The organism is uncultured Oscillibacter sp., from assembly GCF_910579365.1.
Lineage (GTDB): Bacteria > Bacillota > Clostridia > Oscillospirales > Oscillospiraceae > Oscillibacter.
In genome coordinates, this window is the sequence record NZ_CAJTUX010000106.1 from 1 (window position 1) to 6264 (window position 6264).

Below are 6264 nucleotides of genomic sequence, written 5' to 3' on the forward strand. Positions count from 1 at the left end.
GCCAGCTTCTCGGCGGTGCCGGGGGCGGCGATGGCCTCGTTCAGGTCCGTCATGACCACGGCGCCCATATCCATGCCGTGGCACCAGTCCTGGTCAAAGCTCGCGCCGTTGGCCACGGACCCGATGGCGTACTCGAAGTAGGGGGCCCAGTTGATCCGGGTGCCGATGAGGGACGCCCCGGGAGCGACGGAGATCATATCGTTGTTATAGCCGGTGTGGAACACGCCCTTGGCCTCTGCCGTGGTGGCGGGGGTGGTGTTGTCGGAGTGCTGGGAGATCATGACGCAGCCCATGTCGGCCAGGGCGGAAGCGGCGTTGGCCTCCTCCGTGGCGTCGGACCAGGAGCCCACGAACTGGACTTTCATGGTGACGCTGGGGCAGACAGACCTCGCACCCAGGAAATAAGCGGTGAAGCCGGAGATGACCTCCGCGAAGGAGAACGCGCCCACATAGCCGATGACAGCCTGATCGGCGGTGATGGTCCCCTCGTCAATCATCTGCTGGAGCTTCATGCCGGCCACCACTCCGGCCAGATAACGGCCCTCATAGATGTTGGCAAAGGCGTTGTGGGTGTTGTCCAGATTGTCGCCCCAGGAGGCCTGGTTGGTGCAGGCGATGAACTCAATCTCAGGATAATCGGGGGCCACCTTCAGCATGAAGGGCTCGAAGCCGAAGGAGTTGTTGATGATGAGGTCGCAGCCCTCCTCCGCCAGCTCGATGTTGGCGTCCTCACAGCCGGAATCCTCGCCGATGTTCCACTTGACCACCCACTCCACGTTGATGCCGCTGGCGGCCAGGGCCTCGGTGGCGGCCTCCTTGCCCCGGATAAAGTTGTAGGTGTAGCCCTGGTCATTCTCGTCGCCGATGCAGATCAGGCCCACTTTGACAGTTTTGCTCTCGCCGCCGTCTCCGCTGTCGCCGCTGTCGCCGGCGGGCTGGCTGTCGCCGTTCTGGCTTGCGGGAGGTTCGCTGTCCCCGCCTCCGCCACCTCCGCAGGCAGCCAGGCTCAAGATCATAATCATAGACAGCAGTAACGCAAGAAACTTCTTCATACTGGTTTTCCTCCTTCGTTAAAATAAATATGTATGGAAAGGAACGGGGGAAGATTCCCCGATATATTGATTATACAGGAAACCGTCGAAAAGTTCAATGCGCTTTTTCATGTTTTTGGAAAAATGCGGGAAACTACCCAAAGCCGCTCGCCACCGCATGTTTCTCCTCTTTTTCATTCCTTCCGGGCGGAGGTCATTTTTGTACGCTCCCCACAGCTCCGGCGGCCCAAGGCGTCCAAAGGTCCGCCCATTTCCTTTTCCAGGGGAAAAATTTCAGAAACTTTCGCTTTTCCCTTTACTTATGGCGAAATTGCCGCTATAATAGGTAAAGGGAAACTCTGGGCCCCGCAGACTGCGGAGCCCTTCTTTCGTTGGCCGGAGGCGTCCATCCGCCGCCGCCAATCCCCCAGGGGCCGGACAAGCCCCCATCACCGGCGCGCCGCTCGCCGCAAACAGCGGACCGCCGTTCAGCTTCTGGACGGCGTCGCGGGGAGGTTTCATTATGTCAAACTGCGCCATTGTGGGCATCAACTGGGGCGACGAGGGCAAGGGCCGTATGGTAGACCTGATCACCCAGGATTACGACGTGGTCGTCCGCTATCAGGGCGGCGGCAACGCCGGACACACGGTGGTCAACGAGAAGGGCAAATTTGCCCTCCACCTGCTGCCCTCCGGCATTTTCCGGGACGGCGTCGTCAACATCCTGGGCAACGGCGTGGCCCTGGACTGTGAGAGCCTGTGGAAGGAAATGCAGGAGGTCATCGCCCAGGGCGTTTCCATCACGCCGGACAACCTGAAAATCAGCGACCGGGCCTCTCTGCTGCTGCCCTGGCACCGGGATCTGGACGGCCTGGAGGAGGCCCGCCTGAAGGATAAAAAATACGGCTCCACCAAACAGGGCATCGCCCCCTTCTACTCCGATAAGTTCCAGAAAAAAACCGTTATGGCCGGGGAACTCCTCTACCCCAAGCAGCTCCGCTCCCATTTAGAGGACCTGCTGGAGTGGAAAAACCTGACCCTCACCAAGGTTTACGGGGCCAAGCCCTATACCATAGAGCAGCTGATGGACTACGTGGCGGACTACGGCGAGAAAATCCGTCCCTTCATCCGGGACACCGGCGCGTTCTTGCGCCAGGCCCAGTCGGAGAACAAGCGCATCCTCTTTGAGGCTCAGCTGGGGGCCCTGCGGGACCTGGATTACGGCATCTATCCCTACACCACCTCCTCCAACGCCGTCGCGGCTTACGCCCCCGTGGGCTCCGGCCTGCCCTCCGTCCGGATTGACGAGGTCATTGGCGTGGTGAAGGCTTATTCCTCCTGCGTGGGCGAGGGCCCCTTCACCTGCGAGTGGTTCGGCAAGGAGGCGGACAAGCTCCGGGAGGCCGGAAACGAGTACGGCGCCAAAACCGGACGGCCCCGCCGGGTGGGTCCCATCGATATTGTGGCCACCCGCTACGGCGTCCAGTGCCAGGCGGCCACCAACATCGCCCTGACAAAGATGGACGTGCTGAGCTACATGGACAAGATTCCCGTCTGCGCCCGCTATGAGCTGGGCAGCCAGCAGACGGACCGTTTCCCCTTCCCCGCCCTGCTGCCCGAGGCCAAGCCGGTGGTGGAATACCTGGACGGCTGGGGCTGCGACATCTCCGGCGTGCGGACCTGGGAGGACCTGCCGGAGGCCGCCCGGAAGTATGTGGAGTATATCGAGCGGGAGATCGGCTGCCGGATCGGCTATGTGTCCGTTGGTCCGGAGCGGGACGCCATCATCATCCGCTGAGGGAGGAAACATGAGGAAAGACCGTTACGAATCTCCCCTCTCCTCCCGCTACGCGTCGGAGTTCATGCTGAACCTCTTCTCCGCCGAGACCCGTATTCAGACCTGGAGGCGGCTCTGGGTGGCCCTGGCCCGGGCGGAGCATGAGCTGGGTCTCCCCGTTACGGCGGAACAGGTGGCCGAGCTGGAGGCTCACCGCACCGACATCGACTTCGACCTCGCCGCCCAGCGGGAAAAGGAAGTCCGCCACGACGTCATGGCCCATGTCTACGCCTACGGCAAGGCCGCGCCTTCCGCCGCCGGCATCATCCACCTGGGGGCCACCAGCTGCTATGTCACCGACAACGCCGACCTCATTCTTTACCGGGAGGGCCTGCGGTATCTCCGGAAGGGGCTTCTGGCCCTTCTGGGAAACCTGGCGAAATTCGCCCGGCAGTACGCGGACACCCCCACCCTGGGCTATACCCATTATCAGCCCGCCCAGCTGGTCACGGTGGGCAAGCGTGCCACCCTCTGGATGCAGGACTTCCTGGCAGACCTGGAGGAGCTGGACTTCGTCCTGGAGAACCTGCAATTCCTGGGCTGCCGGGGCACCACCGGCACCGAGGCCAGCTTTCTGGACCTCTTTGAGGGGGACGGGGCCAAGATCGACGAGATGAACCGGCGCATCGCCGCCGAATTCGGCTTTGCGAAAACCTTTGCCGTCTGCGGCCAGACCTATCCCCGGAAGGTGGACAGCCGGATTCTGAACTGCCTCAGCGCCATCGCCCAAAGCGCCTGCCGCATGGCCAACGACATCCGCCTGCTTCAGCACGACCGGCAGGTGGAGGAACCCTTTGAGAAGAACCAGATCGGCTCCTCCGCCATGGCCTACAAGCGCAACCCCATGCGCTGCGAGCGCATCTGCTCTCTCTCCCGCTATCTGATGGCGGACGCCATGAACGCCCCCATGACCGCCTCCGTCCAGTGGCTGGAACGGACTCTGGACGACTCCGCCAACCGGCGCATATCCATGCCGGAGGGCTTCCTCTGCGCCGACGCGATTCTGCGCCTCGCCCGAAATGTCACCGACGGGCTCCACGTCAACGAGAAGATCGTGGACCGGACCTGCCGGGAGTACCTTCCCTTCATCGCCACGGAAAACCTGATGATGGAGGGGGTCAAACGGGGCGGAGACCGGCAGGAGCTTCACGAGATCATCCGCACCTGCTCCATGGCGGCCACGGCCCGGATGAAAGAGGGCGAATCCTGCGACCTGCTCCGCCGCCTGGCGGCGGAACCCGCCTTTGCCATGTCCGAGACGGAGATGAAGGCGGTGCTGGACCCGAAGCTGTACACCGGCCGCTGCGCCGCCCAGGTGGAGGCGTTTCTGGAGGGAATCGTCCCTCTGCTGGAGGCGGTCGAACCCGGCGAGACGCCGGAAATCAATGTTTGATCCGCTTTACGAAAGGCAGACCCGGCCAGACGGTCGGGTCTGCCTTTTTGTCATTCGATATCGTAGAGAGCGTCCAGTACCAGCCAGGTCTGGGAAACGGGGCGCATGAGGTTCCAGAATCCCCCCCCGGAAACCATACTCCGCCACGAGGCGGAGCTTGGCGTCCATGCTCCGGGCGTCCTCGAACCAGACCACGTGGACGGCGCCGCCCGGACATTGGGGAGGCGCGCCGCCGCCAGGGGTGAGCCGCAGGTATTATAACTATATTGTTATAGGTAACACTCAATCAAAAGGTGTTCTTTATACAGCCACCAATCTACCGACTATGGAGCTGAAACATTGCTTTTGGGTGGAATCGTATAGCTGCCCCATGCTCAGAGATATAATCCCGGATCGTCTTTGCCCCATAAGCCCGGTCAGCCAATATGTTACTGCCACGGATTTCAATTCTCTCTAACAACTCAACAGCATGGACTGACTCGTGGTCGTTTCCGGCTGACAAAAGAAATTCCTTTGGGTTTCCCAGGCCGTCTACGATAGTGTGCAGTTTTGTGTTCCACTCTTCTTTGGTTCGGCCAACTGCTTTATCCGCTGTTTTTCCCCCTCCATTGGCACTTTTGTGAACCTTAATGCAGGTTAAATCCAGGTTTAGGTTTTTCATATCCGCATCGGAGGACAATGCACGAAATACCGCTTCCAGCGTTCCATCATCCGCCATTTGGCAAAACGGGCATACACAGACCGCCAGGGGGGCCATACGCCGCCGGAAGTTCTCTCCACTGGGCTCCGCTGTGCGCAATCCGAAGCATCCCATTGCGCATGTCCCGATCATCTTTTCGTGGGCGGCCTCGGTTTCCTGTTCTTTTCGGCAGCTGCAACGTTTTTACAGGTTCCTATTGTTCTTTTGTCAATTCATAGCCTTTCCTGCACTTTTTTTGCATAGCTGAACTCCTTGTGCAATATTTATTTTTCAAACAGTATCTAACAAAAAACTCTTTTGATTTCGTTGAAAATGGTGAATAGCTAAAGCTTTTGGGAACCACAGCACAGCTGGTGGTTTTCTTTTACAAAAAGACTGGACGGAGTTGTGTACAACCCCGTCCAGCCGCTTCAGGTTTTCTCAACCGCTTTCATTACTACATATCGGCGGCATTTTGTCAAAAATAATAGCTTAATTAAAAAATTTTTCTGTCCGGGGTTGTACACAACTCCGGACAAATTCTTTCTCTCCAGCGGAGATTTCAGGTGAAGAGGAGGGCTGGATATGGCGAATTGTGAACAATTCACGACTCTTAAAGTCCGGCTCTATCCCTCTTTGGAACAGGCAGAATTGTTTGAAAAAACCTTCGGCTGCTGCCGCTGGCTTTGGAATCGGATGCTGTCCGACACAGAAGAGTTCTATGCCGCCACAGACCTCCAGTATATTCCCACTCCCGCTCATTACAAAAAAGAGGCTCCGTTCCTCCGGGAGGTCGACAGCCAGCCCCTGTGTACGGTGCATCAGAATTTGCGGCAGGCGTTCCTGGCCTTTTTCCGCAATCCTGGGGCTTTTCACCGTCCTCAATTCAAAACCAAGAAAGCCCGCCGGGATTCCTTTACCGTTTACTGCCGCCAGTACCGTACTGGCCCATCTGTCCGCCTGATTGGAGACGGCCTCCAGATGCCCAAGCTGGGTCTCATTAACGCCAGGGTCTACCGCAAGCCGCTGCACTGGTGGAAACTGAAATCCGTTACAGTTACCAAGAGCCGGTCCGGCAAATACTTTGCTTCCATCGTTTTCGGCTATGAGGCCAAAACGCCGGAACGGCCTGCCTCTGTTCCGGAGCGGACCCTGGGCCTGAACCAGTCCCTGACCCATTTTTACACGGACAGCGAGGGAAACAGCCCAGAGCTGCCGGCTCTGGCGGAGGAAAAATTGGTCCGGATACAGCAAAGGCTGTCCCGAATGGAGCAATGCCATTAAGTTAACCAGAAATAACCAAATAGCAGCGATATGGGAGGAA

General features: G+C 58.9%; 6 protein-coding genes. 3 read left to right on the top strand and 3 right to left on the bottom strand.

The window, feature by feature from the left end; translation table 11 throughout:
* Positions 1-1052, bottom strand: a 1052-nt coding sequence (locus tag QZ329_RS14540) for a BMP family ABC transporter substrate-binding protein (protein ID WP_295753720.1), incomplete at its 3' end; no start/stop codon positions are given.
* Between the two features lie 502 nt (positions 1053-1554).
* On the opposite strand from QZ329_RS14540, the gene QZ329_RS14545 reads away from it, so the two are divergent.
* Entirely contained in the window at positions 1555-2829 is a 1275-nt protein-coding gene (locus QZ329_RS14545) for an adenylosuccinate synthase (RefSeq protein ID WP_295753721.1), read from the top strand.
* A 10-nt stretch (positions 2830-2839) separates the two neighbouring features.
* A complete protein-coding gene (gene purB / locus QZ329_RS14550; RefSeq protein ID WP_295753722.1) occupies positions 2840-4261 on the top strand; it encodes an adenylosuccinate lyase in 1422 nt (473 codons plus the stop codon).
* A 316-nt stretch (positions 4262-4577) separates the two neighbouring features.
* On the opposite strand, the gene QZ329_RS15680 is transcribed toward purB, so the two are convergent.
* Positions 4578-5018 (bottom strand): transposase, encoded by a 441-nt coding sequence (locus QZ329_RS15680; protein WP_365352263.1) that lies wholly within the window; start codon positions 5016-5018, stop codon positions 4578-4580.
* Positions 4969-5139 (bottom strand): transposase, encoded by a 171-nt coding sequence (locus QZ329_RS15685; RefSeq protein WP_365352265.1) that lies wholly within the window; start codon positions 5137-5139, stop codon positions 4969-4971. The genes QZ329_RS15680 and QZ329_RS15685 overlap by 50 nt, the downstream gene beginning before the upstream one ends.
* Positions 5140-5525: 386 nt before the next feature.
* Here QZ329_RS15685 and QZ329_RS14555 point away from each other — a divergent pair, with 386 nt between their 5' ends.
* Entirely contained in the window at positions 5526-6224 is a 699-nt protein-coding gene (locus QZ329_RS14555) for a transposase (RefSeq protein WP_295753723.1), read from the top strand.
* The last annotated feature ends 40 nt before the right edge of the window (positions 6225-6264 follow it).